The following is a 26613-nucleotide window of genomic DNA, read 5'->3' on the forward strand; positions in this document are numbered from 1 at the left end:
AATTTGCAACCTATCGAGGTTATTTAAAAATGCCTTTGATTAACTATTTTTTTATGAAAGAAGAAATAAATGCTTATAATAATGTTTTAGAGTTAATAGGTAATACACCACTTATTAAGCTAAATAAAGTCACCGAAGAGTTAGAAGGAAATTTCTACGCAAAGGTAGAAGCTTTTAATCCGGGACATTCCTCAAAAGATAGAATAGCATTATATATTATTGAAGAAGCCGAGAAGAAAGGAATTCTGTCTCCGGGAGATACCATAATCGAAACTACATCAGGAAATACCGGTTTTAGTTTAGCAATGGTCAGCATTATAAAAGGGTATAACTGTATTCTAGCTGTAAGTTCAAAATCATCGAAAGATAAAATTGACATGTTAAGAAGTTTAGGAGCTAAAGTATATGTCTGTCCGGCGCACGTTTCTGCAGATGATGAAAGATCATACTACAATGTTGCCAAAAGATTACACGAAGAAACTAAAGGTTCGGTTTATATTAATCAATATTTCAATCAGTTAAATATTGATGCGCATTACAACACCACAGGTCCTGAAATCTGGGAACAGACAAAAGGTCAAATCACGCATCTTATTGCTTGTAGCGGAACAGGAGGAACAATTTCCGGAACAGCAAAATTCTTAAAAGAACAAAATCCAAATATTAGAATCTTAGGTGTTGATGCTTTTGGATCGGTATTAAAAAAATACCACGAAACAAAAGAGTTCGATAACAAAGAGATTTATCCATATCGTATTGAAGGTTTAGGTAAAAACCTGATTCCATCTGCGACAGATTTTGATATTATTGATAAATTCATGAAGGTAACCGACGAAGAAAGTGCTCACTCAGCAAGAGAGATCACCCGTAAAGAAGGTTTATTTGTGGGGTATACATCCGGAGCGGTGATGCAGGCTATTAAACAATATGCAGAAGAAGGTGAGTTTACCAAAGACAGTAATGTTATTGCTATTTTCCCTGATCACGGTTCACGTTACATGAGTAAAGTATTTAGTGATGACTGGATGAACGAACAAGGATTCTTTGATAGCATCAATGAAGAAGAAGTTCAAAAAATTGAATTTGTAAAGTAATTTAAATACTTTTAGAGATATAACTCCATTCGCCGGTCGAATGGAGTTTTTTTTTGGAGTTAAAGCAAGGGATACTTGGATTAACTCTAGAAAGAATAAGCGTCCCGTTTGTTCTTTCAACGAAGGAGACTCGACTTCGCTCGAAATGACAAACTAAATGTGTTCCTGTTGTGGAGTTGCTTGTGTGATTTCTCGTGCCTCGAAATGACAAACTAAATGTGTTTCTGTTGTGGAGTTCCTTGTGTGATTTCTCGACTTCGCTCGAAATGACAAAAAGAGCGAATCCTGTTCTTATACTAACGTTTTTCAACTAACCATGTCATTTCGAGGCACGAGAAATCACACAAGTAACTCGGCAAAGATTGGCGATTTTCTACATGAAATTACAGGAAATTGGGTTTGACGAATTGATGATGTTAATAGTTGAGTTTCGAAGAAATAAACTATATATTGATTAACAGTATTCATAATGTGAGCTCTTTTGATCTCGAAGAAAGAAATTAGATGGAGAGTGGGAGTAAAATTTAGAAACAATTGCTTAAAACAGCCTTAAAAGGCTTACGATCATCACTTTTGATTGTTTTGCCGACTATTTAGGTAAGTTAACGGGAAAATTTTCTTTTAACACTATTATACTATAGATTAGTGGTAGTGTAATAATACGTTGTTTTTAAATTACTTATAGCTGTGTGATGAAAAGTATACGACAATGCTGAGTTTATCGGTATTGATAAACGAAATTTTCAGACTTAAGAAGAGGAGTGTTTTCAGATCAACTGAAACGAGTGAGGGATGATAAAAAGAATAGTGATATATGACTTGACAGAAGGGAGTTATTTGTTGTAAATAACAAATGCCCTCTCTAAAAACAACCTTAAATTGAATGTAAAACTTTTATAGTTATAGATTGATTAGTTTATTAGTTGTTAAGTTTTGAATAGTGAAAAAGCCTCCTGAAATGCATCGTCAGTTGGCTTTTTGTTTTTTTACGGGTGTCGTTTTAGCTTATTACGCTTAACACTACGAATAAAATTACCAGAATAATCACGGCAAATTTGGTGTATTTTGATGTTCTCATAAGATTAATTTTTAGATTTTAATAAAACATTGCTTGCTGCAAATATAATAGTTAATCTGTCTTTTCATAATTAAAACAGAAACATTACAAAGCAGAAATCCGGGTTTAAGTAAAAAAGAACCGTAGATAAAAAATTAAACCATATAAGTGATGTAAGTCCATTTTAAGCAAAACGCTTAAGCTGATGTGAACTTACATCACTTATATGGTTTAAAATAAATGTCTTTACTTAGAGTTTGGGGAATAAAAAAAAGCTCTGAGTTTTCAGAGCTTTTGGATAGGTATATAGAAGTTTTTTATTCTTCTTTCATCGTATGATAAACGTTCATCACATCATCATCTTCTTCAATCTTTTCGATTAATTTTTCTACATCAGCGATTTGAGCTTCAGTAAGTTCTTTTGTGATCTGTGGAATACGCTCAAAACCAGAAGACAAGATTTCTAAACCTCTGTTTTCTAATTCTTTTTGCAAAGCTCCAAAGCTTCCAAAAGGAGCATAGATTAAGATTCCGTCTTCGTCTTCGAAAACCTCTTCTGCACCGAAATCAATTAATTCCAGTTCTAATTCCTCAGCATCAAGTTCTCCTTTTGCAATGCGGAAATTACAAGTATGATCAAACATGAATTCAACCGATCCCTGAGTTCCCATTGTTCCGTTGCATTTGTTGAAATAACTGCGAATATTAGCCACAGTTCTGTTATTATTGTCAGATGCAGTTTCAATTAATATGGCAATTCCGTGAGGAGCGTATCCTTCAAACAAGATTTCTTTATAATTGGCAGTATCTTTATTACTGGCATTTTTTATAGCGCGCTCAACATTATCTTTAGGCATGTTGGCCGCTTTTGCATTTTGTATTACAGCTCTTAATCTAGAATTGGCTTCTGGGTTAGGACCGCCTTCTTTGACAGCCATAACGATATCTTTACCAATTCGGGTAAATGTTTTGGCCATTGCAGACCAACGTTTCATTTTTCTTCCTTTTCTAAATTCGAACGCTCTTCCCATTACTAATTTTTTATTTTGTGATGCAAAAATACGGTTATTCCTTATTTTTCCAAAATCAAAAGGATTCTTTTTTGTATAATGTTTTTATAAGTAATTGTATTTAAAAACAATTGCTTTTATACCTTGACATGTAGCCACAAAACCTAATAAGAAAAGGATACATTTTATAGCATATTTGAGTACTGTGACTGAACACTGTAATTTATCCGAAAAGCCATAAGAAGATTAACCTGAAACCTGAAACAAATCCAACCTGAAACAATAATACCAACCTGAAACAAAACAAACCTGAAACAAACCCACCCCGAAACAAACCCACCCCGAAACAAACCCACCCCAAAACAAACCTAGTTTTTACTTCGATCCGTTAAATTCAGTAATAATATTCACAGCCTCATTCAGATACGGATTCGTTTTAAGATTGTCTATCTGGTACTGATTCATTGTTTTTTCAGTGGGGTAAACGCCTAATAAAAATTGGTTTACGGTAGAGTTGTAAACATCAAGCGGGTTGTTATCGTCATTAAAAGTATGAATTTCTGTCCAAAGAGCGCTGATTCTCTTTTTCTGCTCAAAAACAGCATCCAGTGTCATGAGCACTTCTGATTTTGGGACATTAACTAATTTATCGATTTTCTGATTGATTTTTTTAATGTCGTTGAAATAATAATTATCCGCTAATCTTATAGTGCTGTTGGTTGCTATTTTAGTGATGAGGTTTCGTTTTACGTAGGTTCTGTATTTTAAAAACGGTTTAATGCTGTCATTCTTGATGGCGGTTGGAAAATCACTTTCTTTTTGATACACGTCTTCGTAAAATTCCGGAAGTATTACATCTGGAGTAACGCCAACGTATTGATGACTTTTGCCGGTAACTCTATAGAATTTATTAATCGTGATTTTTAGAAAGTCGGTATTTTTTTCTTCGTCAAGCGAAAGAATGGTTTGCATCGTTGCCTTGCCAAGCGTAGTGCTTCCCAACAACAAAGCGCGATTGTAATCTTGCAGAATAGAAGAGAAAAACTCACTTGCTGAAGCTGTATTACTGTTTACTAAAATCACAATTGGGCCTTTGTAAATTAGTCCTCTAAAAGGGTCATTTATCACCGTTTGTTCTTGTTTATTGTCCACGACAACAGAAAGCGGGCCGTAATCAATAAACATACCGGCCATTTTTATAGCTTCTTCCATTGAACCTCCGCCATTGTCAATCAAATCGATTACCAGGCCTTCTATATCGTCTTTTTCGAGTTTGATTACCTCACGGGCGACATCATCAGCACAGCCTTTTCTACTGTTTCCGTCTAAATCAGCATAAAAACTTGGGATTTTGATGTAGCCGATTTTACTTTCCTTGCCAATTATAAAACTAAAGACCGAGTTTTCTTCATCTTTCATGACTTGCTTTTCAATAGCCACTTCGAAGCTTTTGCCTGAATTTCGTTTTAATGTAAAGACAATATTTTTATTTGATTCGGATAAAATCATGGTCGAAATGGATTCCAAAGAAGCGCAGGAAACTTTCAAAGTCTCTTTCTCATTGGAAACGGAGACAATCTGATCTCCTTTTTTAATCTGTCCCGTTTTAAAGGCCGGACCATTGGGATCGACTTCTTCTACGATTATTTCGTTTTTCTCATTTAGATTTACGGTCATTCCCAACGACAAATGCTCTTTTGATAAGGAAGCGACAAAACTGGATTTAGAATCATCACTAAAATAGGCGGTATGAGGGTCAAAATAGGTACAAAAGAAATTGTACAGTTTTTCGTCCTGCTTGCTTTTTGTTTCCAATAATGTATTTATGCGACAGATTTCGTTAGTTAAAATCAACTTTTTTGAAACTGCTTCAATCGATTTGAAATTGGTTTTTATGGAGTCTAAATTGTCACTGGTCTCTACGATATCATCTAAAATTTGATAGCGCAGTTTTTTTAGCCAGACTTTTTCTATATTTTCTTTGTTGAGATAAAAAGCAAATGATTTTTTGTAAAATCGTATGGTGTCGTTTTTGTTATAATCAATTGGTTCAGCTTGAATTTTCTCCAGAACGGTTTTGGTTCTAAGGAGTCCATTTCTGTATTTGGTAGTAATATCTGCTAAAAAGCTACAATCGTTCTGAAGAATCAAATCGTCTAAATTGTGGCGGTATTTTTTGGATATTTCGTCATATTCGCTCTGAAAAAAAATGTTTCGGGACGGATCTAATTCATTGATTAGATTATCGAAAACAAATACAGACAAACTATCGTCGACCGGTTTGGGACGAATATGCTCGGTTTGAATTAGTACATTTATCTTATTTAGTATTTCACAGGTTTTATCGCTATTTTGACTAAATAGAGTACTGGTAATTAATGCAAATGCAAATACTATTTTTTTCATAAATCTGAAAATGATCGTTCAGACTAAAATTACGTTTATTTTTCGATAAAAGACAGTAAATTCTTTAAAATATCGGCGAAGGAAATATTAAATGGGTCAAACTGCAGGCAGGAAGTTTTTTTGCTGCTAATTGCCCGAATTATGAGAGTTTTGACTTTGTGAATTGTAATGCCACAGATTAAAAGGATTATTAAGATTTTGTTTCTTGTTTTAACTTTTATAAAAGAGTATAGAGCACGTGACAGATTATAAAGAGAAGTTTTTTTACCACTAATTGCTCGAATTTCCACGAATTATTTTATCGCTTAAACTTTGTGTTATTTATAAAAAAATAAAAGGCAAAAGAAGAAAATCCTTTTAATCTGCGTAATCTGTGGCAGATTGAACTAAAAGAAAAACCACAAACCAATTAGTGAAAATTCGAGCAATTAGTGGCAAAAAAAATGCGTCACAATAAAAATTGCAACGCATCTATACTTAAGTTTAAAATATTATTTCTTGTAAAAAGGTAATTTAACCACTTTTGCAGGAACATCATTTTTTCTGATTCTGATAAAGATATCGCTGTCAACAGTACTATTGCTTACTGTTACATATCCTAAACCAATTCCTTTATTCATCGAAGGTGACATGGTTCCTGAAGTAACAACACCAATTACAGTGCCCGTTGCATCAACAATTTCGTAGTCGTGTCTTGGTACTGCACGCTCTTGCATTTCGAAAGCGATTAGTTTTTTAGTAACACCTTCTTCTTTTTGTTTTTTCAAACTGTCAGAATTGGTGAATTCTTTTGTGAATTTAGTGATCCATCCCAAACCTGCTTCTAATGGAGAAGTAGTATCGTTGATATCATTTCCGTATAAACAGAATCCCATTTCAAGACGTAAAGTATCGCGAGCTGCAAGACCAATTGGTTTGATACCAAAAGCTGCACCAGCTTCAAAAACTTTGTTCCAGATCGCTTCTGCATCTGCATTTTTGCAATAGATTTCGAATCCGCCTGAACCGGTGTAACCCGTAGCAGAGATAATTACATCACTAAGACCTGCAAAATCTGCCACTTCAAAATGGTAGTAAGCGATTGCTGATAAGTCGATAGAAGATAAAGATTGCATTGCTTCAACCGCTTTTGGTCCTTGGATCGCCAATAAAGAATAGTCATCTGAAAGATTTTTCATTTCAACACCTAAATCATTGTGTGATGAAATCCAGTTCCAGTCTTTCTCAATATTCGAAGCATTTACAACCAGTAAATACTCTTCTTCTTTCATTTTGTATACAATTAAATCGTCTACAATTCCACCGTCATTATTTGGTAAACAAGAATATTGCGCTCTTCCGATCGTTAAAGTCGAAGCATCATTTGATGTTACTTTTTGAATTAAGGCCAAAGCATTTGGTCCGGTAAGTAAGAACTCACCCATGTGTGAAACGTCAAAAACGCCCACACTGTTACGAACCGTTTCGTGTTCTGCATTGATACCTTCATATGTAATTGGCATATTATACCCGGCAAAAGGTAGCATTTTTGCTCCCAGACCTTCATGTATGTGCGTAAGCGCAGTATTTTTCATTGTGTTGTTTTATATAATTGAGTCGCAAATTTATTTAAAAAATATCAAAATAAAACAGTCTAAATTATAAAATTCTTAAAGATTGATACTGATTTTGTGTGATTCGCTATATCTTTTGCTTTTTTAAGAAAAAAAATAAGGAGATACCGTAGTAAACATTGCGTATAGTACCTGTACTTGTAAAATTAATGTAAAGAATGAACGAGTTCTGTATTTTAGTAATAAGAAAATTCTTCGTATTCAATATTTTTCATACTTTTAGGTCTGTAAAAGTATCCAAAATGAAAGTTCCGCTTCAGATCACAAAACAAGAAATTCTGACCTTTTATAAACGTCCAAATCCTTTAACTCATAAGGGGATTCAAGGTCATGCTCTAATTATTGGCGGCAGTTATGGGAAAATAGGAGCAGCAGTTTTGGCCACAAAGGCATGCATAAAATCAGGTTGTGGACTGGTCACTGCTTTTACACCAAAATGTGGGTATCAAATTATGCAAATCAGTATTCCCGAAGCAATGGTTATGACAGATCAAAGCGAAAATTGTATTACCAAAATTGATTTTTCGTTAGTACCGCAAGCAATCGGAATTGGTCCCGGAATCGGGCAGGAGCAAAGGACACAAATAGCGCTTTTTGAATTTTTAAAAAACAATAAAAGCCCTTTAGTTCTGGATGCGGATGCTTTAAATATCTTATCGAATAATAAATCCTGGCTCGATCTCTTACCTGAAAATACGATTCTGACACCTCATCCTAAAGAACTGGAGCGGATAGTTGGAAAGTGGAGCTCAGAGATTGATAAATTTGAAAAGACGATTATTTTCTCGGAACGCTATAAAGTTATAATTGTGATGAAAGGAGCGCCTACTTTTATCATTAATCAAAGTAAAATTTACCAAAATACAACTGGTAATGCCGCATTGGCAACTGCCGGAAGCGGAGATGTGTTAACCGGAATCATTACCAGTTTATTAGCACAAGGCTACTTACCGGATCAAGCTGCAAGACTTGGTGTTTTCCTTCATGGATTAACGGCTGATATTGGAGTGCAAAAAACAGGATATCATTCTTTTATTGCCTCTGATAGCATTAAGAATCTGGGAAAGGCATTTCTATCGCTGGATTCTTAGCACTTTAGACTTCTCCACTTTTTATGCAGATACTTTGTAAAGAATGTAGATTTGGTCCGAATTTTAAAAAAAAAATCTAAAATCTAAAATCGGAATTCAGAAATCAAAATTCGTAAGTTTGTATTCCAGTAAATACTGCTTATGAAAAACAATTTCGATCTCAGAACGGTAAACGTTACGCGTTATATTACGCCTTTGCGCGAGGGCGGTTCTTTACCCGCTTTGGCAGAAGCCGATGACGATTTTAAATATGTATTAAAATTTAAAGGTGCAGGACATGGTGTAAAAGCTTTGATTGCCGAATTGGTTGGTGGTCAAGTTGCGAAAGCTTTAAAATTACAGCTTCCTGAATTGGTTTTTGCTCAGCTCGATGAAGCATTTGGCAGAACCGAGGCTGACGAAGAAATTCAGGATTTATTGCAAGGCAGTCAAGGGCTTAATCTGGCACTTCACTTTTTGTCGGGAGCTATTACTTTTGATCCTGCTGTAACAACTGTTGATGCTAAACTTGCCTCTCAAATTGTTTGGCTGGACGCTTATATTACCAATGTTGATCGCACTTTCAAAAACACAAATATGTTGATCTGGCATAAAGAATTATGGCTGATCGACCATGGGGCTTGTCTGTATTTTCATCATTCCTGGAACAATTGGGAACAGCATGCTAAAAGTCCGTTTGCCTTGATAAAAGACCATGTTTTGCTGCCACAGGCTTCTCTTTTAAAAGAGGTAGATGCTGAATTTAAAGCGCTTTTAACACCCCAAATTCTGGAAGAAATTGCGAATACAATTCCGTTAGAATGGCTGCAATGGGAAGATACTGACGAAACTCCCGAAGCTTTGCGAAACGTATATCTACAGTTTTTGCAAACTCGTTTAAATAATTCCGAAATCTTTGTAAATCAGGCTCAAAATGCAAGATAGTCACTTATATGAGTATGCTGTAATTCGTGTGGTACCAAGAGTGGAACGCGAAGAATTCCTCAATATCGGAATCATTTTATTTTGCAAAAGAGCTAAGTTTATAAAGGTGCTTTTTCACATTAATATAACTAAAATTGAAGCACTTTCTGATGATTTTGATATCGAACAATTAGAATGTAATTTAACTTCATTACAAAAAATTGCCAACGGGGACAAAGATGGAGGTCCAATTGCTGAATTTGATGTTCCGGAACGTTTTAGATGGTTAACCGCAATCAGGAGTTCGGCGATTCAAACGTCAAGACCTCATCCTGGTTTGTGTGAAGATTTAGAAAAAACGATTCAAAGGCTTTTTGACGAACTGGTTTTGTAGGAAGAGGTTTAAAGGTTTGAAGGTTTTTGTTTCAGGTTTCAAGTTTCAAGTTTTCTTAAGCGAGATAAAAAGCAGTATAAATTCGCTTAATCTGCCAAATCCGCGTGCAAAAACACATTCAGTTAAAACCTGAAACTTGAAACCTGAAACAAAAAAAACGAATCTATCCTTTTCAATTGACGATCGGATTAAAAGTCCAATATTCCGTAGAGGCATTCATTGGAAAAATGAAGTAGTATATTTTCCTTTTTTTGATTTTCAATGACCAATAAATCGTAAGGTTTTAGATCGTACGGTTTCTCATTAATTTTGATAACTGTTGTATCTAAGGAAAATAAAATCACTATTTGTGCATTACAATTCTGATTGCTATTGGCTATTTTTAGTTTGTGATGGCTTATTTTTTCAGAAACCATCCAATTAAAATCAATGCCTTTTGTATAAGAAGTCACTTCATCATCGGAATTAAATTCCATGATTTCATATTTCTCATATACTTTTTTTTCTTTGTTTAAGTCAATATGTAAATCGTTATCAAGCATTACCAAGTAGCGGTAATAGCCCTTAAATTGCGTAAATTCTGAAGGCACTTGCTCTATTGTAGCACTGCTTATTCTGAATGCAAAATCCCTGTCGGCATAGTGGGCAGTTTTCGGATGTATCAGATATTCGTAGGTCAATCCACCACTCCAAACAGAGGCTTTACTATTTTCTTTTGGGAAAAGATGTAGGTTCATTTTTTATTGTTTTTAATAAGCAATCAAATGTGCTATTTTTTCAATGATTAACAATTGCACTTAAAAACTTAAATCTTTTTCTCGAAATAAATAAATTCCAGAGGTTTTTCAGAGATATTTACGTGAATTTCGCTTTGTGGAAAAGCTTCTCTTTCGCCTGTATCTTCATAACCATTACGTTTGTACCAGGCGATCAATTCTTCACGAACAGAAATCACGGTCATAATAATTGCATTTAAACCTAAAGATTTAGCATGATTTTCGGCTTCAGCCAACATTTTTCTGCCGATTCCGCTATTTTGTAGCTCGGGTGAAACGGTTAACATTCCCAAGTACAATTGATGTTCTTTTTCGACCAATAAAACAGAACTAATGATTTTTCCATTCTCAGTAAATTTCAAAATAGTGTTTTTTGGATCCTGAATGGTTTGCGTCAATTCTTCTTCAGTAGTTCTTTTTCCTTCTAAAAGATCGGCTTCTGTAGTCCAGCCTTTTTTTGACGATTCTCCTCTGTAGGCCGAATTGATTAATAGGTTTAATGCAGGGATGTCTGCTAATGTTGCTTTTGTGATCATTTGTAACAGGAATGGACTATGGTTTTATTTTTCAAAGATAGAAAAAGTAAATGTGTTTGAAAGATCAGATTAAGGATCAAATCTAAAAGTTTTGTGGAAGTGAAAATCTCGCAGAGTTGCAAAATCGCAAAGTTTTAAAGTAAAAACTGAAAAAAAAATTGAGACTCCATGACATTTGAGAAACCCAAAGTGAGAGAGTGGAAAACAAAAGGGTAAAGCTTAAAAATAAGAAGAGAAAATTTTGCAGCTTGGCGTCTTTGCGAGACTTTCAAAGCGGAAAGAGAAGTTAATACAATAAAAAAGCGCAAAGTCAAGGACGTTTGCGCTTTGTAAATATATTTTAAACCCGGATAAAAAGCATCAGATTATTCGTAGCTGTATACCGTTTTTGTAACGGTTTTTTCGTCAGGATATGCCAAATCGATTACTTTAACAGTAGATTCTGTCAGATAGCCATTAGCATCATATTTATAATCATACTCGTTTCTCATTTCGTATAAGGTCACCCCTTCAGAAACGGCTTTAATTTTCCAATCTAAAATGTGCATCCAATTGTAAATGTAACATCTGAAAATTGGCTCACTGGAATATATACCGGCTTTTGTGTAGTCTACAGTAAGTTCGTAAGTGGTATCTACAATCCTGTCTTTAACAACATAAGAAGTAACTCCGTTGGTAACGACACGTTTTGAATAATTTTTTTGCAAGCTTGTTATATTTACAAAAACCTTATTGCCAACATAAGTATACAAATAGGTTGTATTTACCGGGTTGGTAACCGGAACCTGAAGATAACTTCCGTCAGGTTGCTGTTGAAGAATTCTTTGGGTATAAGTTCCGTTTTCGACTTCTTTTATATCACGTCCGATTTCGTCATAATAAATATCGGTTACGTTTCCGTTTGGAGCAGTTACTTTTGAGATAAAACCGCTACTGTTGATTTCTGTAACAATATCAGCATAGTAGGCATTAGTAACTTGATTAGCTTCATTAAAATCGAATTTTGTAATATTTCCAACTAATAGATTGTCTGTATATTTATCGATTGAGTGTAATCTGCCTCTTGTATCGTAAGTATAACGTCTTTCTCTTAAGTTTTCTTCTATTTCGTTGCCGTTATCATCTTTGATAATATCAGAGACTACTTCTTTTATTAAACGATGCGGTGCTGTTTCGGTTGACTTTCCAGTAGTTTTTGCTGCCGTTTTTTTAGGAATCAATTGTATGGCAGGTTTAAATACCTCCTGGTTTGGTAATCTGGGGTCAACTACATCGGGAGTAGGTGTAGCGGGTGCGTTTTCGTCGCTTGCACAGCTTGTAAAAAGAAGGGGTAAAGTAATAAGTAAAAAAGCTAAAGTAGTTTTCTTCATTTTTGGTAATGTGAGTTAAATGGTGATTGTTAATTTTGATTGAAAGATACTGTTTTATTTATGATAAACGCGGGGTAATTTCAAGACTAATAAGTCAAAAGTTGACTATTTGATTGTTGAAACATTTGGCTGAACTGTATTCATTAACCGGAAAATCGATTCAGAATTAAAGTATTAAAGTGAAAAAAATAATGCGGTTCAGATTTATTTTCAGGTATGTTTTTTTGTTGTTATTATTTTTGGAAAAGAAAGGGAGAATAGGAAAAATAATAATTATGTTTGCGCCACTATAAACGAACTATTTCACCTATTTTAACATAAAAACATGAGATTTTCTAAATTACCATTTATTTTGTTTTCTTCTATCTGTATTACAATTACTTCTTGCTCTTCTGACGAAGATTCAGCTTCAGATACACTTCCTGTGCAACCCGAAGTTGTCAATCCTGCAAATGAAAAATTAGTTTCGGTTGTTTATCCTTTTAGCAATAATATTCCTTACATGATGGATAAGCAGACTTTTGAGTATGATAATTTAAACAGAATCAGCAAAATAAAATTTACGGGTTTTGTCTACGGAGTTACTTATGTAAATGCGGATTTGATTGAGATCAATTTATTAGAAGATCCAATCGAAGGAAGAAAGATGGTATCAAAAAAGACAATCAGCCTGAAAGACGGAAATGTTATATTGATTGTAGATAAAAAGTTTGATCTGATAGAGACCACTAATGAAAGTAAAAATGCAGCAACAGATTCTACACTATTCAGCTATAGTAATAAATACCTTTCAAAGGTTCAGTTTTATGGCAAATCAGTCAACTGGGGGAATTCTTACAGTCTAGACAAACAGTTTGACTTTATTGAAGTTAACGGAAATATTACACAAGCCAAAGAAACATCGGAATACTCCGGAATTACAGAGGTTAATTATTCTTATGATAGTAATCCTTATCTAAATATGGGGGATATGGTTTATGAAACACCCTTGTATTTTGGTAGTGTTGAGGGGTTGCATGTTTTTTTTAAAGATAAATTAGGAAAGAAAAATGTTAACAATATCGCTAAAGCCGATTTTTCATATGAAAAAAGGTCTAATAAATTTTTGGGTTACAGAACGATTTTTTTTACAAGAAATTTGGATAAAAATGGCAGACTAAGCGAAATTTTATTGTCAGGTACATTAACGAAAAGTGTTGATGGTACTCCGAGTTCAAGTTTCAATAATGAAAAAATGAGTTTTATTTATAAGTAAAAACGAATACAGTAGAAGATACTTTTGAATTTAAGTCTTAGCCGTTTCGGATTTCCGAAATAGCTAAGACTTTTTCTTGGTGTAAAAACTTTTTTAATCTTGAATAAATTCAGTTTAGGACTTCTATATTGACCATTGTCTTTCTGGATTGATTTTGTTTGCGCTCACGAGCGGGACGCTCGCGTTAGCGGGGAATTATTTATAATGCTGATAAAATTTATTGTTGAAAATCTCTTTTGGATCATACTTCCTTTTAAGCTCAAAAAAAGCATCAGTTTGCGGATACACGCTTCTCATTTTTACTTTGTCGATATGTAATCGGTATGGTAAATAAAAAGTTCCGTTGTTTTTTATGGTAATATCAACCAAATCATTTGTTAGAATCGCCATCTGATTTTCCTGTTTCTCCGTCTTTTTTTGATTGAACAGGAAAACAAAACCAAAGACATTTTCTTTTGCATAATTCATATAGGTGTCTTCGTCCTTGTATACACCGCGAATTGTGATATTAATCAAATCAATATTGGATTTTTCCAAAATAGGCTTCATCTCATTAATAAACTGGTTGAAGTTTCTTTCCGGAATAAAATACTCCTGTAAAATATCAGTCGAATTTGGATCTTTATTCTCAATCAAAGAAACGTGATCGTTTAACAATTCATTTCTGGAATAGACTTCATTTCTAGAAACTTTATTCATTTCAGATTCTAAATCCCAACGTAGTCTTTTGCCGTATTCACTATTGACTGTACTTCTGAAAACCAATCGTTTGGTTTCCTGATTGTTTTTGTTTTGTTGTTGTAAGGGTAATGGTTTGTTGTCCGTCTTTTCAAAAAAAGTTAAAGTAGCATCTTCTAAAAAATGTTTTTTAGAAATTCGTAATCTTCCAAAAACCAGTTCAACATTTGGATTTTCGGAGACGTATTTTTTATAATTTGAAACATAATTTTCGGAACTCAAACGAACATACTTAAATCGTAATGCCGTATTTTCAGTAACTTTTAGCTTTACATCTAAAATAATTCCGAAAAGACCGTAGCCACCCAAAACTAATTTAAACAGTTCTTTGTTTTCGGTTCTGCTGCAGTTGAGAATTTTACCTTCATAATTCATGAGGGTAAAAGAAACAATACTCGATGAAATAGGAGGAGAGTCCTTCTGCCAACCATGCCCATTGACACTCATAGAGCCGCCTACAGAAAAAGAACTGAAAGCCTGCATTACTGAGATCGATTTTCCATAGGTATCTAAATATTCAATTGCATCTTGCCATAACGCACCAGAACCAATAGTTAGGATATTAGTTACAGTATCTAGTTTCATGTTTTTGTAAGGCAGCATATTGATCTCAATTCCGTCCGGATAAATACTATGGCCGCCCATACTGTGCTGTGCGCCGGCAATAGCTATTTTTAGATTTTTCTCCTTCGCGTATCTTAAGATGTTTTGAAGTTGTCTTACAATTGAATCTTTATCTTTCGGAACCTTAAGTATAGTATCAACTTTGGTTAGATTAAGCTGACTTGCATCGTTGGTATAACCGTTTGGAGTTTCGGTTTTATGATCTTTTTCATTCCATTTTGTTCTCAATACGTGAATAATGGGAATTGATATGAAAATTAAGGTTATTAGAATGAGGACTAGATAAAAATGTTTTCTCTTCATTTACAGGATTTTATTGGTAGAAGTTAATATAGCACGTTTATGTAATAATATAAAATGGGTAGTTTTTCGTTTCTGCTCTCGTGGGCTTTATATTTTGCGCCAGATTAATACTTTGGAGTATTCTTTTTGGTTTTAAGGAGTAATTGATTTTCCTTTTCAATCATTTTTTCAAAAGGAGATTTACTTGGAAGATGTTGTTTCTGATATTCTTCAATTAATGGAAGCGTTAAAACAATTTTTAAGGTATTATGATAATCTTTTATTTCAATGCGTTTTTTATGAATCGTTTTTATAAGATTTTCCAATTCTGCTTTTCGGGAAACATATTTTTCTTGATTTTTATGGAGTAAATTTAAAATCTTTTGTTTCATTACACTGTCATTAATAGTGTTAATATAGCTGTTTGCAGAACTGTAATAAGCATCAGATTTTTGGTCGTAATCATAGAAGATGTCTGTAGTATCTCTTGTATTCAACTCATCTAATTGATTTTCTAAAACTTTTAATTCAGGAGATTTATTTACAAGTTCTTGATAGAGGTCGTCAACTAAATTATTACCGCTTCTTAAACTTCCTAAATCAATACTTTTTTCTTGTAATGCTTTTGGTTCTTTGTTATTTCGATCCGTAGATTCGCTTTCTCGGCAAGATGTTAAAAGTACAAGTGAAAGGACAGTGAATATTTTAAGCATAGTTTTATTGGTTTTAAATGGTGGTGTTTTTTAATTTAATAAATAGTGATAGAGAATAAGAGTGAGACCAATTATTAGAATCCCAGTATTTTAATTAATATGAAAGTCATCAAAATTAGTATAGGAATCAAAATCGTTTTAAAAGACGTCTTCTTTTTATTATTTAAGTTTTCTAAAAAAGGTATTGGGTCAGTAAGAAAAGCAGTTGCATTTGAGGTTTTGATACTGGCCATAAGATCTTCTATTTTTGGTTTGTGAATTTCTCCTTTTAAATCCATCAGAATAAGTTGATTGTCTTCACAAAGTTTTAAAATTGGCTGAAGGGTAGTAGTAAGATTTGAAGCTTTTCTTAAATCAATGCGGAATCGGAATTCTATAATTTGATTTTTATCTTCATTTAAAGAAATACTGCAGTCATTGTCTTCTTCATTTTTAGTATCTCCTTTCCAGCATATACAGGTTTCGTCTTCCCAATCGGCTCTTTTTATAATACTGTCCATTGTGGAAATAATAGAAATCGTATCACCATCGAAATCTTTCCAAAAAGGTTCAGTTTCAGGTAGATATTCCGTTGTATTATTTTTGAAAATGCATTGGTAATCGTTTTGAATAGATTTTTCAGGAACAACGATTAGGAGATATTGCCAAATTGCCATAGTTATTTGGTTGATTTTGTTTGCGTTCACGAGCGGGACGCTCGCGCTAGCCTGAGATATTTTTTTTTCCTTGTTTTATTTTGTTGAAACCAATAATAGTCTAACATCTACATCTAATACCTCTGCAATTTTCCTTAAAACCTCAATACTTGGTTGGGAATTATTATTGCAATAATTCGTTACGACCACATAACTTTTTTCAATTTTTTCAGCTAGCCATGTTTGTGTTCTTCCTTGCTCTTTCAGTACTTCTTTGATCCTGTTCATTTGAATATCAGCCATTGATTCGTTTTTTGTAATGCTATTTAACATAGAAAATTATTGTCTACTAATAACTTTCTTTCGGTATGTTAAATTATGATATAAAAATGTATTGTAAAATATTGTAATTTAGCATATATTTGTATTGAAATTCAATATATAAAATCATGAAAACTTATACCAAAGCCGATCTTGAACAAATTGTTATGACACAATTAGAAAACCTGAATGCTATTAACGACCTATTATGTATCATGAAAGTGCAGAATGAACTGCTGCACAATGCCAACAAAAAATTGAAAGATGAAATTTCTGAATTTAAGGAGAAGCATTTTACATATCCAACTGGTAAACGAAATAGTAAATAAGATTTATTGGGTTAGTTTGAGTATTCAATTTGCTGGCGCGAGCGTCCCGCTCGTGAACGTTCCAATGGCTTTCTGGCTTAATTTTGTTTGCTTTCGCGAGTGTGACGTTCGCAATGGCGCGGGGAAATTAGAATCGAATTTTGATTAGAATTTAATATTTTAAAAAAAAGCCACAAATCACAAGAACAAAATCCTCATGATCCATGACTTTTAAAATTTTATAAGCAGAGCAAACTACCCTAAAAACGCCTTCAATTCCTCATAAGTCCCAATCTTCACACTAATTTTCTCTTCATTAATAACACTCTCAATTTGAGCAGGAATAGGAAGCGTAATTCCTAATGCAGGTTCAACCACATCTAAGAACTTAATTGGGTGCGCCGTTTCTAAGAAAATTCCAATGGCATTTTCGTGTTTTTTCAGTTCTTTTTTCAAGCCTAAGTATCCAACAGCGCCGTGTGGTTCTGCGATGTAACCGTCGGTATTGTAAATGTTTTTTAGAGCAACTAATGTCTCTTCATCCGTATAACTATAAGAAGAGAAATCTTTCTCGAAAGCTTTTAAATCATTGTTGTACAATTCCTGAATTCGGATAAAGTTACTTGGATTTCCGACGTCCATAGCATTAGAAATGGTTGCTTTAGAAGGCTTCGGATCGTATTTTCCGTTTTCTAAAAATCTTGGCACTGTATCGTTTACGTTTGTAGAAGCTACAAAATGTTTAATAGGTAAACCCAATTTCTTTGCCATAATTCCGGCGCAGATATTTCCGAAATTCCCACTTGGACAAGAGAAAATCAATGGTTTGTTTTGGTTTTTCAAGGCTTTGTAGGCAAAGAAAAAATAGAACATTTGCGGTAACCAACGCGCAATATTGATAGAATTTGCCGAGGTCAGGTTTTTGTGTGCCAAAGTTTCATCTAAAAACGCTTTTTTAACCATATCCTGGCAATCATCAAAAACGCCATCGACTTCCAGTGCTTTTATGTTTTGTCCTAAAGTAGTCAGTTGTTTTTCCTGAATGTCACTCACTTTTCCTGACGGATATAAAATAACCACATCAACGCCATCAACGCCAAGGAATCCGCTTGCGACAGCACCACCCGTATCTCCCGAGGTTGCTACTAAAACAGTGTTTTTAGCTTCTTTTTTGTCTTTGTTAAAGTACGCCAGGCAACGCGACATAAATCGTGCTCCGACGTCTTTAAAAGCCATTGTTGGGCCGTGGAATAATTCTAACGAGTAAATTCCGCTTTCGACTTGCACCACCGGAAAATCAAAGCACAAAGTCTCGGCAATAATTTCTTTTAAAGTTGAAGTCGGAATTTCGTCTCCAACAAATTGTTTAATCGCTTCAAAAGCAATTTCTTCGTGACTTAAACTTTCGATTTTATCAAAAAAAGAAGGATCTAAAGCTGTGATTTCTTCCGGGAAATATAATCCTTTATCACTCGCTAATCCTTGTATTACGGCTTCCTGAAAAGAAACTTTTGGGGCATTGTGGTTTAAACTATAGTATTTCATTTCTAATTTTTGATTTTAGAATTTAGATTTTAGAATTGTTGTTGTGGATAATTCTGATTTCTAAATCTTAATTATTAGCGGTTCTTTTTGTCAATTTCGACGTAAGGAGAAATCACACTCGGAACTCGACAACAGTACGTCCTCACTTGTGTGATTTCTAGTTTGAAATGACAAACGGTACCCAAAATTTTTAATTCTGAATTTTTAATTTTTAATTCTTTTCAAATTACAAAATCCTAACCCCATCAGGATTAATCTTCGAAACGTGAATTTCATACGGTAGATTCATCTTTTCGTAAACGTCGCTCATGGCTTTTGCAATTCGGTTTGCGGTTTCTTCTCCGCGGCTTAAAGCGAAAATGGAAGGGCCAGAGCCTGAAATTCCCGAACCTAAAGCGCCGTTTTCTAGAGCCGTTTGTTTGATTAAATCAAAACCCGGAATCAAAACGCTTCTTAAAGGCTCTACGATTTCATCATGAAGCGAACGTCCGATCAGGTCATAATCTTTGGTGTACAATCCGGCTACCAATCCGCCGACATTTCCCCATTGCATGATGGCGCTTTTAAGGGAAACATTTTGTTTTAATACCGAACGGGCATCAGAAGTTTTCAACTCGATTTGAGGATGAACCACCGTAGCAAACAATTCTTCCGGACTGTCAATTCTAATAATATCAAGCGGACTGTAACTTCTTACCAAAGTAAAACCGCCTAGAAGGGCAGGAGCAACGTTGTCTGCATGCGCATTTCCACTGGCTAATTTTTCGCCTTGCATAGCAAATTGCACCAAGTCTTTTCTGGAAAAAGGTCTTCCCAACAATTCGTTGATTCCGAAAACAGCTCCCGCAGAACTGGCCGCACTACTTCCGATACCGCTTCCGGCTTTGATATTTTTGTAGATTTCAATTTCAAAACCAAAATCCAATTCATCTAAGGTTTCCAACATCGCTAAAGCAGCCACCCCCGAAACATTTTTTTCTGTTTCTAATGGCAAATCGGCACCAATAATTTTAGTAATTCGTACCCCTTTCTGATCCGATTTCCGAACAATCATTTCGTCACCCGCGTTGTCTAAGCAAAGTCCAAGCACGTCAAATCCACACGAAAGATTCGCGATTGTTGCCGGGCAAAATAGTTTTATTTCTGTCATTTTTTTTTGTTTCTGGTTTCAGGTTTCATGTTTTAAGTTTTTGCAGAACGTGCTACAAAAACTTAAAACATGAAACTTGAAACAAAAATTTATATGTTTCCAATTCTAATCACATCTGCAAAAATCCCTGAAGCGGTAACCGCTGCACCTGCTCCGGCACCTTTTATAAGCAAGGGCTGATCGACGTAGCGATCGGTGTAGAACAAAACAATGTTGTCTTTTCCTTCTAAGTTATAAAAAGGATGCTCTTTTGGGATAAACTGTAAACCAACGCTCGCTTTTCCATTTTCGAATTGTGCTACGTATTTTAGTCTTGAATCTTTGTTTAAGGCTTCTTCGTAAATGTTTTCGAAATGGGGTGCATGTTTGATTAAGGTTGCGAAAAAGTCATCGTTGTTTGTTGTCGATAAACATTCGGCAGGCAAAAACGATTCGTTGGCGATGGCGTCGATATCCATTTCGTAACCGCTTTCGCGAATTAGAATCAGGATTTTACGAGCAACGTCAATTCCGCTTAAGTCAATTTTAGGATCAGGTTCTGTAAATCCTTGTACTCCGGCTTCTTTTACCACATCGTGAAAAGAGTTGTTTTTATCGAAGTTATTAAAGATAAAATTCAGACTACCCGATAAAACGGCTTGAATTTTATGCACTTTATCACCTGAAGCAATTAAGTTTTTTACGGTATCAATAATAGGTAATCCCGCACCAACATTTGTTTCAAACAAAAACGGAGCATTATACTGACGCGATAAGTTTTTTAGTTTTTTATAGTTGGCATACGCAGACGAACAAGCAATTTTGTTACAAGTTACGACCGCTATACTTTGTTTTAAAAACTGTTCATAGGTATCGGAAACACTTGCATTTGCTGTGATATCGACAAAAATACTGTTACGTAAATTCATTTCTTTAGCACGTTCGATAAAGGCTTCTTTGTTGGCTGGTTCTCCTTTGTCTAAATCATTTTGCCATTCTTTAAGCGAAATGCCGTCTTCGTCAAAAAGCATTTTTCTGGAATTGGACAAAGCAATCACACGAACATTAATCTTCAGATTGTCTTTTAAGAATTTCTTCTGATTATGAATTTGCTCTATGAACTTTTCTCCCACGTTTCCAACACCCATGACAAACAAATTGAGCTGTTTGGTGTTTTCTTCAAAGAAATTCTCATGTAAGGTATTCAGTGCTTTTTTAACATCTCTTTCGTTGATTACAGTCGAGATATTACGTTCAGAAGCACCTTGCGCAATGGCACGGATGTTTACGTTGTTTTTTCCCAGAGTGCTAAACATTCTACCGCTTAGACCTTGGTGATTTTTCATGTTTTCGCCAACCAAAGCAATGATGCAAAGGTCTTTTTCTACGATACAAGGATCTATTTTGTTTTGAAGGATTTCAATTTCAAAAGCTCTGTTTATTGCGGCCTCGGCATTTTCGGCGTCGGAATTCAGGATTCCGATACAAATAGAGTGTTCAGAAGAGGCCTGAGTGATAAAAATAACATTTATTTTTTCCTGAGACAATACCTCAAACAAACGTTTTGATGAACCCGAAACTCCAATCATTCCAGGGCCTTCCAACGTTAGCAAAGAAATATGATCAATATGGCTGATTCCTTTTACAACAGTATCTTTTGACGAAACCTGATCAGAAATTAAAGTTCCCTCGGCTTCGGGTTCAAAAGTATTTTTGATTAAAATTGGAATATTTTTCCTTAAAACGGGTTGAATTGTAGGCGGATAAAGCACTTTTGCCCCAAAATGAGACAACTCCATAGCTTCTTGGTATGAAATAGTAGCGATTGGTCTTGCTTGTTTTACAATTTTAGGATTTGCGGTAAACATTCCGTTTACATCAGTCCAGATTTCCAGTTGTGTTGCATTTAAAGCGCCGGCAATAATAGCAGCAGTATAATCAGAACCACCACGACCTAAAGTGGTAGTAATTCCGTCAAGAGTGGAGGCAATGAATCCCGGTAAAATAGTGATTTGTGATTCGTTTTCAGTAAAATAGTCGTGAGTTAATTGATTGGAGATTTCAAAGTTAACAACTGCTTTACCAAAGTTATTATTGGTTTTAATGAGCTCACGGCTGTCTTTGTAAACGGCATTTTTATCGATTTGCAGGTAAGCTTGTGCAATGATAAAAGACGATAACAATTCACCGAAACTTAAGATAGTATCTGCTGTTCTAGGGGATAATTCTCCCAATAAGAAACAACCGTCCAGTAAAGTTTCTAAATGATTGATAATTCTTTTGATATGACTTAACAAGCTACTTTGTTCGCTTACCGGAATCAGTTCTTTTAAAGTGTCAAGATGTTTTTTCTCGATTTCGGCAATAATTTCCCTGAAGCTTTCGTCGTTCGCTGCGGCTTTTGCAGCTGCCAATTGAAGAAGGTCCGTTACTTTGCTTAATGCGGAAACCACTACAGCTACTTTTTCCTGTTTGGAATTTTGGTTTATTATTTCGAGAGCGAGCTTTATATTTTGTGCATTGGCAACCGAAGTTCCGCCAAATTTTAATACTTTCATTTTGATGATTTTTTTCTTTGATGCAAATATTTTTATCTATCCAATAGCTTTCTTCTTTTTTGAAAAAAGTATAGACAATCAGGATTATATGTAAAAGTGTATACCCCTAAGGGGTAGTAGTTGTTGTAGTAGAAATTGTGGTAACAGCAATTACAGCTCCGATTGGAGTTACTGTAGAAGATTGATATGTAGTGCTGTTACTTTTCATTTTGATTTTTCAAAAGTACAGTTTTTTATAAAAGTTAAAAATCTTTATTTTCTTTTTGCGAATATTTCATTATTTCAAAAATATAAAATTCAATATTGAGTATTTTATAAAATTCAATATATAAAATAAGCTTATTCGTATATTTATTTACTTTTTATTGAGGTCGTTAAGTCAAAAGTTGTTTGAATTTAATGACAAATTCAGTTGAAAAAGCGGTTTAGTCTATAAATTTAATAGACTTTTTAGTTTTTTGATTTTCTGAGGACTATTAAAAAATCGGTTTATTCGGGTTATATATTATTATAAGATTTATATGGTTAATAATATGAAATGATTAGAATTGGCAATATTAGATTGTGGCAATTTTAATTATTATGAACAAATGTTGCTTTTTAATATTGATTTGTTGAATTTTGACATCTTAAAATATTTAAACAACATGAGAGAGATTCATTATATAAGTACGGAGACCATAACTTTAGAAGATTTACAAGAAATAATCGTAAATCAAAAAACACTTGAATTATCAGAAGAAGCAAAAGTAAACGTTCAGAAATGTCGCGATTATTTAGATAAAAAAATGGCGTCACATTCTGAGCCTATCTACGGAATCAATACTGGTTTTGGATCACTTTGTAATGTGAAAATTTCAAATGAAAACCTGTCAAAATTACAAGAAAACCTTGTAAAATCGCACGCTTGTGGAACAGGAGAAGAAGTACCGGCTGAAATCGTAAAAATGATGTTGTTGCTTAAAATCCAATCTTTAAGTTACGGACATTCGGGAGTTCAATTGCAAACGTTAGATCGTCTGGTTGCTTTTTACAACAACGATATTTTACCTATTATTTATACACAAGGTTCATTAGGAGCTTCCGGAGATTTAGCCCCTTTGGCACATTTGTCTTTGCCTTTGTTGGGAGAAGGAGAAGTGCTTTTTGAAGGAAAAAAAGTAGCTTCAGCAGAAGTTATGAAACATTTTAACTGGGAGCCAATTGTCTTGAAATCCAAAGAAGGTTTGGCATTGTTAAACGGAACTCAATTTATGAGTGCTTACGGAGCTCATATTTTAATTAAAGCTTATAAATATTCGTATTTGGCAGATTTGATCGGAGCTATTTCATTGGAAGGTTTTGATGGAAGAATAGAGCCTTTTAATGAATTGATCCATTTTATACGTCCTCACAAAGGACAAATTGTGACGGCACAACGCATCAATGAGTTCTTGGAAGGAAGTGAGATTATTGCTCAGGAAAAGAAACATGTTCAGGATCCCTACTCATTCCGTTGTATACCTCAGGTTCACGGAGCTTCAAAAGATGCGATTGATTATGTTAGAAAAGTATTCAAAACAGAAATTAATTCCGTTACAGACAATCCAAATATTTTTGTTGAGTCAGATCAGATTATTTCCGGAGGTAACTTTCATGGACAACCTTTGGCTTTAGCATTAGATTTTATGGCAATTGCTTTGGCTGAATTGGGAAGTATTTCAGAAAGAAGAACCTATCAGTTGATTTCAGGATTGCGTAATCTTCCGGCGTTTTTGGTTGATAATCCGGGGTTAAATTCCGGTTTTATGATTCCACAATATACAGCGGCAAGTATTGCGAGTCAAAATAAGCAACTGGCTACTCCGTCAAGTGTTGATAGTATTGTTTCGAGTAACGGACAGGAAGATCACGTAAGTATGGGAGCAAACGGTGCTACCAAAGCATTACGTGTTATGGATAATATTGAGCGTATTTTGGCAATTGAGTTGTTAAATGCGTCACAGGCTATCGCGTACAGAGAACCTTTAAAATCAAGTGATTTCATCGAAATGTTCTTAACGAGCTACAGAGAAGTGGTGCCTTTGGTAAAAGAAGACCGAATTTTGCATTATGACATCGAAAAAACAGTATCGTTCCTGAACAGTTTTCAAATTGAAAACGATTTGTTAACAATGGCTTAACATTACAAAGTATTAATGAAGTAATTTTGCGCTATCAAAAATAAAAAAATGTCAATAAACAGTATTTTCCAATTTTTAGTGCCGAAAGACAAAAAATTCTTTCCACTTTTTGAAGAAGCTTCAAGTAATTTAATTGAATTAGCTTCTAATTTACACGAAGCTGTAAACCTTCCATTGAAAGAAAGAGAAGTTCTTTTTCAAAAAATTGATGAGTTAGAGCAAAGAGGAGAAGACATTACGCGTCAGACCAATCTTGAATTGAGCAGAAACTTTATTACGCCGTTTGACAGAGAGGATATTCATACTTTGATTACTTCTATTGATAACGTAGCGGATTACCTTCATGGAGCCGCAAGCAGAATGAAATTGTATCAGGTTGATAAGATTACAAAATCGATCAGAAAGATGACGGAAATTAACCTTGAGGCTTGTCAGAATATTGACAGTGCGGTAAAGGAGCTTAGAAATCTAAGCAATATGAAAGTTATTAAAGAGGCTTGCGCCAGAATTAATAAACTTGAGAATAAATCTGATAATGTTTATAACAAAGCAGTTTTTGAAATTTTTGAAAACGAAACAGATGCTAAAAATATTATTAAATATAAAGAAGTTTTATCTGTTTTAGAATCAGCTACAGACAAATGTAAGAGTGTTGCGAACATACTGGAATCTATTTCTGTAAAACATTCTTAAATTCAATTTATTTCATTCTGAAGTTATAATTTATGACGCTACTTATAATTATTATAGTATTAGCCTTAATTTTTGATTACATCAATGGTTTTCATGATGCGGCAAATGCTATTGCTACAGTTGTTGCGACAAAGGTACTAACGCCTTTTCAGGCCGTTCTTTGGGCAGCATTTTTTAACTTTCTGGCTTACTGGGTTTTCGGATTTGGTGTTGCGGATACTGTTGCAAAAACAGCGCACACTATGGAGATTAACCTGGTTGTAATTCTGGCCGGTGTTATTGCAGCGATTTGTTGGAATTTATTGACTTGGTGGCTTGGAATTCCTTCGAGTTCCTCGCATACTTTAATTGGTGGATTTGCCGGAGCTGCAATAGCTCATGCGATTGCTGTACACGGTTTCTCAGGTTATGTTGGCGAAGATGGAGTTACACATTATTGGTATGAAATAGTAAGTTGGTATAAGGCAGGAAAAGACGGTGGAATGCCATCAGGAGTTCTTATCATTATTGCTTTTATTGTTTTAGCACCATTATTGGGAGCATTGGCTTCTTATTTAATTTCGATTTGGTTGTTAAATGCTTCTCGAAAAAGTATTGGACCTAAGATATTTACTGTTGTCTTAATGCTGCTAACAATCTGGTTTGTTTACAGTCAGATGATTCCTTACGAAGAGATTTTGGAAAAAGGAGGAAAAGCTCGTTTCGACTCTCATTTTTGGAGTGTAGTTTTCGATCCACACAATATTAAATGGTTTTTGGTAGCCTTTATTGTGCTAACGGTTAGTGCTTTTTGCTTAATATTCAGTAGCTTAAATTTACATCAGGCGGATGCAGCATTAAAGAAAATGCAATTATTGTCTTCTGCTGCGTTTAGTTTAGGACACGGAGGTAATGATTCACAAAAAGTAATGGGTATTATTGCTGCGGCAGTAGCGGTATACATCAATACAAACCCTGGGGTTCATATGGATTCTTGGTTAGATGTGGTCTTGCCAAATGATGATTTAGGTGTAAAAGGAGTAATGCCGGGATGGATTCCATTAGCGTGTTATTCTGCAATTGCAGCCGGAACTTTAAGTGGTGGTTGGAAAATTGTAAAAACAATGGGTTCAAAAATCACAAAAGTAACTTCTTTTGAAGGTGTTGCTGCTGAAACTGCTGGAGCTTTAACGCTTTATTTTACAGAGCATTTAAAAATTCCGGTAAGTACAACACATACAATTACAGGTTCTATCATTGGTGTTGGATTGACAAAACGTGTATCTGCCGTTCGTTGGGGGGTAACCGTAAGTTTGATCTGGGCTTGGGTATTAACTATTCCTATTTCGGCTATTTTAGCAGGTTTAGTGTATTTCGTATTGAGTATTTTTATTTAAATAAAATGATTTTTGTAAAATGTG

The 26613-nt window shown here is 34.5% G+C and carries 22 protein-coding genes; 9 read left to right on the forward strand and 13 right to left on the reverse strand.

What is annotated here, in order from left to right; all coding sequences use genetic code 11:
- Positions 1 to 53 precede the first annotated feature (53 nt).
- The gene (locus ACHRV5_RS05145) at positions 54 to 1094 is read left to right on the forward strand and encodes a PLP-dependent cysteine synthase family protein (RefSeq protein ID WP_047776313.1); all 1041 of its coding nucleotides are present in this window, start codon (positions 54 to 56) and stop codon (positions 1092 to 1094) included.
- A 1374-nt stretch (positions 1095 to 2468) separates the two neighbouring features.
- Here ACHRV5_RS05145 and ACHRV5_RS05150 read toward each other — a convergent pair.
- The 3 genes from ACHRV5_RS05150 to gcvT form a co-directional block, all read right to left on the reverse strand.
- Positions 2469 to 3182, reverse strand: coding sequence for a YebC/PmpR family DNA-binding transcriptional regulator (locus ACHRV5_RS05150; RefSeq protein ID WP_047776123.1), 714 nt, complete (start codon positions 3180 to 3182; stop codon positions 2469 to 2471).
- Between the two features lie 354 nt (positions 3183 to 3536).
- Positions 3537 to 5567, reverse strand: a complete 2031-nt coding sequence (locus tag ACHRV5_RS05155) for a S41 family peptidase (protein WP_395426007.1) — start codon at positions 5565 to 5567, stop codon at positions 3537 to 3539.
- Positions 5568 to 6058: 491 nt separating this feature from the next.
- The gene (gene gcvT / locus ACHRV5_RS05160; protein WP_047776118.1) at positions 6059 to 7141 is read right to left on the reverse strand and encodes a glycine cleavage system aminomethyltransferase GcvT; all 1083 of its coding nucleotides are present in this window, start codon (positions 7139 to 7141) and stop codon (positions 6059 to 6061) included.
- Positions 7142 to 7422: 281 nt separating this feature from the next.
- Between gcvT and ACHRV5_RS05165 the strand changes: the two genes are divergently transcribed.
- The 3 genes from ACHRV5_RS05165 (at position 7423) to ACHRV5_RS05175 (ending at position 9568) form a co-directional block, all read left to right on the forward strand.
- Positions 7423 to 8271, forward strand: a complete 849-nt coding sequence (locus tag ACHRV5_RS05165) for an NAD(P)H-hydrate dehydratase (RefSeq protein ID WP_395426008.1) — start codon at positions 7423 to 7425, stop codon at positions 8269 to 8271.
- A 141-nt stretch (positions 8272 to 8412) separates the two neighbouring features.
- The gene (locus ACHRV5_RS05170) at positions 8413 to 9195 is read left to right on the forward strand and encodes a HipA family kinase (protein WP_047776115.1); all 783 of its coding nucleotides are present in this window, start codon (positions 8413 to 8415) and stop codon (positions 9193 to 9195) included.
- On the forward strand, positions 9185 to 9568 hold the full coding sequence (locus ACHRV5_RS05175; RefSeq protein WP_395426009.1) for a DUF3037 domain-containing protein: 384 nt from the start codon (positions 9185 to 9187) through the stop codon (positions 9566 to 9568). The genes ACHRV5_RS05170 and ACHRV5_RS05175 overlap by 11 nt, the downstream gene beginning before the upstream one ends.
- 188 nt (positions 9569 to 9756) lie before the next feature.
- Here ACHRV5_RS05175 and ACHRV5_RS05180 read toward each other — a convergent pair whose 3' ends face one another.
- The 3 genes from ACHRV5_RS05180 to ACHRV5_RS05190 form a co-directional block, all read right to left on the reverse strand.
- On the reverse strand, positions 9757 to 10305 hold the full coding sequence (locus ACHRV5_RS05180; RefSeq protein WP_395426010.1) for a HutD family protein: 549 nt from the start codon (positions 10303 to 10305) through the stop codon (positions 9757 to 9759).
- A 68-nt stretch (positions 10306 to 10373) separates the two neighbouring features.
- Positions 10374 to 10880 carry a GNAT family N-acetyltransferase gene (locus tag ACHRV5_RS05185; protein ID WP_047776104.1) on the reverse strand — a complete coding sequence of 169 codons (507 nt, stop codon included), beginning with the start codon at positions 10878 to 10880 and terminating at the stop codon, positions 10374 to 10376.
- Positions 10881 to 11245: 365 nt separating this feature from the next.
- Complete coding sequence (locus tag ACHRV5_RS05190) at positions 11246 to 12250, reverse strand: hypothetical protein (RefSeq protein ID WP_395426011.1); 1005 nt, start codon at positions 12248 to 12250, stop codon at positions 11246 to 11248.
- Between the two features lie 325 nt (positions 12251 to 12575).
- Between ACHRV5_RS05190 and ACHRV5_RS05195 the strand changes: the two genes are divergently transcribed.
- Positions 12576 to 13505: a hypothetical protein gene (locus ACHRV5_RS05195; RefSeq protein ID WP_395426012.1), complete on the forward strand. Its 930-nt coding sequence runs from the start codon at positions 12576 to 12578 to the stop codon at positions 13503 to 13505.
- Between the two features lie 195 nt (positions 13506 to 13700).
- On the opposite strand, the gene ACHRV5_RS05200 is transcribed toward ACHRV5_RS05195, so the two are convergent.
- From ACHRV5_RS05200 to ACHRV5_RS05215, 4 genes are all read right to left on the reverse strand, one after another.
- Entirely contained in the window at positions 13701 to 15170 is a 1470-nt protein-coding gene (locus tag ACHRV5_RS05200) for an FAD-dependent oxidoreductase (RefSeq protein WP_395426013.1), read from the reverse strand.
- Positions 15171 to 15274: 104 nt separating this feature from the next.
- Complete coding sequence (locus tag ACHRV5_RS05205; protein ID WP_395426014.1) at positions 15275 to 15862, reverse strand: hypothetical protein; 588 nt, start codon at positions 15860 to 15862, stop codon at positions 15275 to 15277.
- Positions 15863 to 15936: 74 nt separating this feature from the next.
- Positions 15937 to 16518 carry a hypothetical protein gene (locus tag ACHRV5_RS05210; RefSeq protein WP_395426015.1) on the reverse strand — a complete coding sequence of 194 codons (582 nt, stop codon included), beginning with the start codon at positions 16516 to 16518 and terminating at the stop codon, positions 15937 to 15939.
- Between the two features lie 75 nt (positions 16519 to 16593).
- Positions 16594 to 16800: a helix-turn-helix transcriptional regulator gene (locus ACHRV5_RS05215; RefSeq protein WP_395426016.1), complete on the reverse strand. Its 207-nt coding sequence runs from the start codon at positions 16798 to 16800 to the stop codon at positions 16594 to 16596.
- Between the two features lie 146 nt (positions 16801 to 16946).
- Between ACHRV5_RS05215 and ACHRV5_RS05220 the strand changes: the two genes are divergently transcribed.
- Positions 16947 to 17147: a hypothetical protein gene (locus ACHRV5_RS05220; protein WP_395426017.1), complete on the forward strand. Its 201-nt coding sequence runs from the start codon at positions 16947 to 16949 to the stop codon at positions 17145 to 17147.
- 234 nt (positions 17148 to 17381) lie between these two features.
- Here the strand turns inward: ACHRV5_RS05220 and thrC are convergent, their stop codons facing one another.
- The 3 genes from thrC to thrA form a co-directional block, all read right to left on the reverse strand.
- The gene (gene thrC, locus ACHRV5_RS05225) at positions 17382 to 18671 is read right to left on the reverse strand and encodes a threonine synthase (RefSeq protein ID WP_395426018.1); all 1290 of its coding nucleotides are present in this window, start codon (positions 18669 to 18671) and stop codon (positions 17382 to 17384) included.
- Between the two features lie 226 nt (positions 18672 to 18897).
- Positions 18898 to 19821, reverse strand: a complete 924-nt coding sequence (locus ACHRV5_RS05230; RefSeq protein WP_395426019.1) for a homoserine kinase — start codon at positions 19819 to 19821, stop codon at positions 18898 to 18900.
- An 89-nt stretch (positions 19822 to 19910) separates the two neighbouring features.
- On the reverse strand, positions 19911 to 22358 hold the full coding sequence (gene thrA, locus ACHRV5_RS05235) for a bifunctional aspartate kinase/homoserine dehydrogenase I (RefSeq protein WP_395426020.1): 2448 nt from the start codon (positions 22356 to 22358) through the stop codon (positions 19911 to 19913).
- 647 nt (positions 22359 to 23005) lie between these two features.
- On the opposite strand from thrA, the gene hutH reads away from it, so the two are divergent.
- From hutH to ACHRV5_RS05250, 3 genes are read left to right on the forward strand one after another with little or no spacing between them, the layout of a single operon-like run.
- Positions 23006 to 24520, forward strand: a complete 1515-nt coding sequence (gene hutH, locus ACHRV5_RS05240) for a histidine ammonia-lyase (RefSeq protein ID WP_395426021.1) — start codon at positions 23006 to 23008, stop codon at positions 24518 to 24520.
- Positions 24521 to 24568: 48 nt separating this feature from the next.
- Complete coding sequence (locus ACHRV5_RS05245) at positions 24569 to 25213, forward strand: DUF47 domain-containing protein (protein ID WP_230001592.1); 645 nt, start codon at positions 24569 to 24571, stop codon at positions 25211 to 25213.
- A gap of 32 nt (positions 25214 to 25245) precedes the next feature.
- Positions 25246 to 26589, forward strand: a complete 1344-nt coding sequence (locus ACHRV5_RS05250; protein WP_230001593.1) for an inorganic phosphate transporter — start codon at positions 25246 to 25248, stop codon at positions 26587 to 26589.
- The last annotated feature ends 24 nt before the right edge of the window (positions 26590 to 26613 follow it).

Source organism: Flavobacterium sp. FlaQc-52, from assembly GCF_044007495.1.
Classification (GTDB): Bacteria; Bacteroidota; Bacteroidia; order Flavobacteriales; family Flavobacteriaceae; genus Flavobacterium; species Flavobacterium cupriresistens.

Coding starts and splice junctions, on each gene's coding strand:
- ACHRV5_RS05145 (WP_047776313.1), top strand. CDS start 54: ATGAAAGAAGAAATAAATGCTTATAATAATGTTTTAGAGTTAATAGGT.
- ACHRV5_RS05150 (WP_047776123.1), bottom strand. CDS start 3,182: ATGGGAAGAGCGTTCGAATTTAGAAAAGGAAGAAAAATGAAACGTTGG.
- ACHRV5_RS05155 (WP_395426007.1), bottom strand. CDS start 5,567: ATGAAAAAAATAGTATTTGCATTTGCATTAATTACCAGTACTCTATTT.
- gcvT (WP_047776118.1), bottom strand. CDS start 7,141: ATGAAAAATACTGCGCTTACGCACATACATGAAGGTCTGGGAGCAAAA.
- ACHRV5_RS05165 (WP_395426008.1), top strand. CDS start 7,423: ATGAAAGTTCCGCTTCAGATCACAAAACAAGAAATTCTGACCTTTTAT.
- ACHRV5_RS05170 (WP_047776115.1), top strand. CDS start 8,413: ATGAAAAACAATTTCGATCTCAGAACGGTAAACGTTACGCGTTATATT.
- ACHRV5_RS05175 (WP_395426009.1), top strand. CDS start 9,185: ATGCAAGATAGTCACTTATATGAGTATGCTGTAATTCGTGTGGTACCA.
- ACHRV5_RS05180 (WP_395426010.1), bottom strand. CDS start 10,305: ATGAACCTACATCTTTTCCCAAAAGAAAATAGTAAAGCCTCTGTTTGG.
- ACHRV5_RS05185 (WP_047776104.1), bottom strand. CDS start 10,880: ATGATCACAAAAGCAACATTAGCAGACATCCCTGCATTAAACCTATTA.
- ACHRV5_RS05190 (WP_395426011.1), bottom strand. CDS start 12,250: ATGAAGAAAACTACTTTAGCTTTTTTACTTATTACTTTACCCCTTCTT.
- ACHRV5_RS05195 (WP_395426012.1), top strand. CDS start 12,576: ATGAGATTTTCTAAATTACCATTTATTTTGTTTTCTTCTATCTGTATT.
- ACHRV5_RS05200 (WP_395426013.1), bottom strand. CDS start 15,170: ATGAAGAGAAAACATTTTTATCTAGTCCTCATTCTAATAACCTTAATT.
- ACHRV5_RS05205 (WP_395426014.1), bottom strand. CDS start 15,862: ATGCTTAAAATATTCACTGTCCTTTCACTTGTACTTTTAACATCTTGC.
- ACHRV5_RS05210 (WP_395426015.1), bottom strand. CDS start 16,518: ATGGCAATTTGGCAATATCTCCTAATCGTTGTTCCTGAAAAATCTATT.
- ACHRV5_RS05215 (WP_395426016.1), bottom strand. CDS start 16,800: ATGGCTGATATTCAAATGAACAGGATCAAAGAAGTACTGAAAGAGCAA.
- ACHRV5_RS05220 (WP_395426017.1), top strand. CDS start 16,947: ATGAAAACTTATACCAAAGCCGATCTTGAACAAATTGTTATGACACAA.
- thrC (WP_395426018.1), bottom strand. CDS start 18,671: ATGAAATACTATAGTTTAAACCACAATGCCCCAAAAGTTTCTTTTCAG.
- ACHRV5_RS05230 (WP_395426019.1), bottom strand. CDS start 19,821: ATGACAGAAATAAAACTATTTTGCCCGGCAACAATCGCGAATCTTTCG.
- thrA (WP_395426020.1), bottom strand. CDS start 22,358: ATGAAAGTATTAAAATTTGGCGGAACTTCGGTTGCCAATGCACAAAAT.
- hutH (WP_395426021.1), top strand. CDS start 23,006: ATGAGAGAGATTCATTATATAAGTACGGAGACCATAACTTTAGAAGAT.
- ACHRV5_RS05245 (WP_230001592.1), top strand. CDS start 24,569: ATGTCAATAAACAGTATTTTCCAATTTTTAGTGCCGAAAGACAAAAAA.
- ACHRV5_RS05250 (WP_230001593.1), top strand. CDS start 25,246: ATGACGCTACTTATAATTATTATAGTATTAGCCTTAATTTTTGATTAC.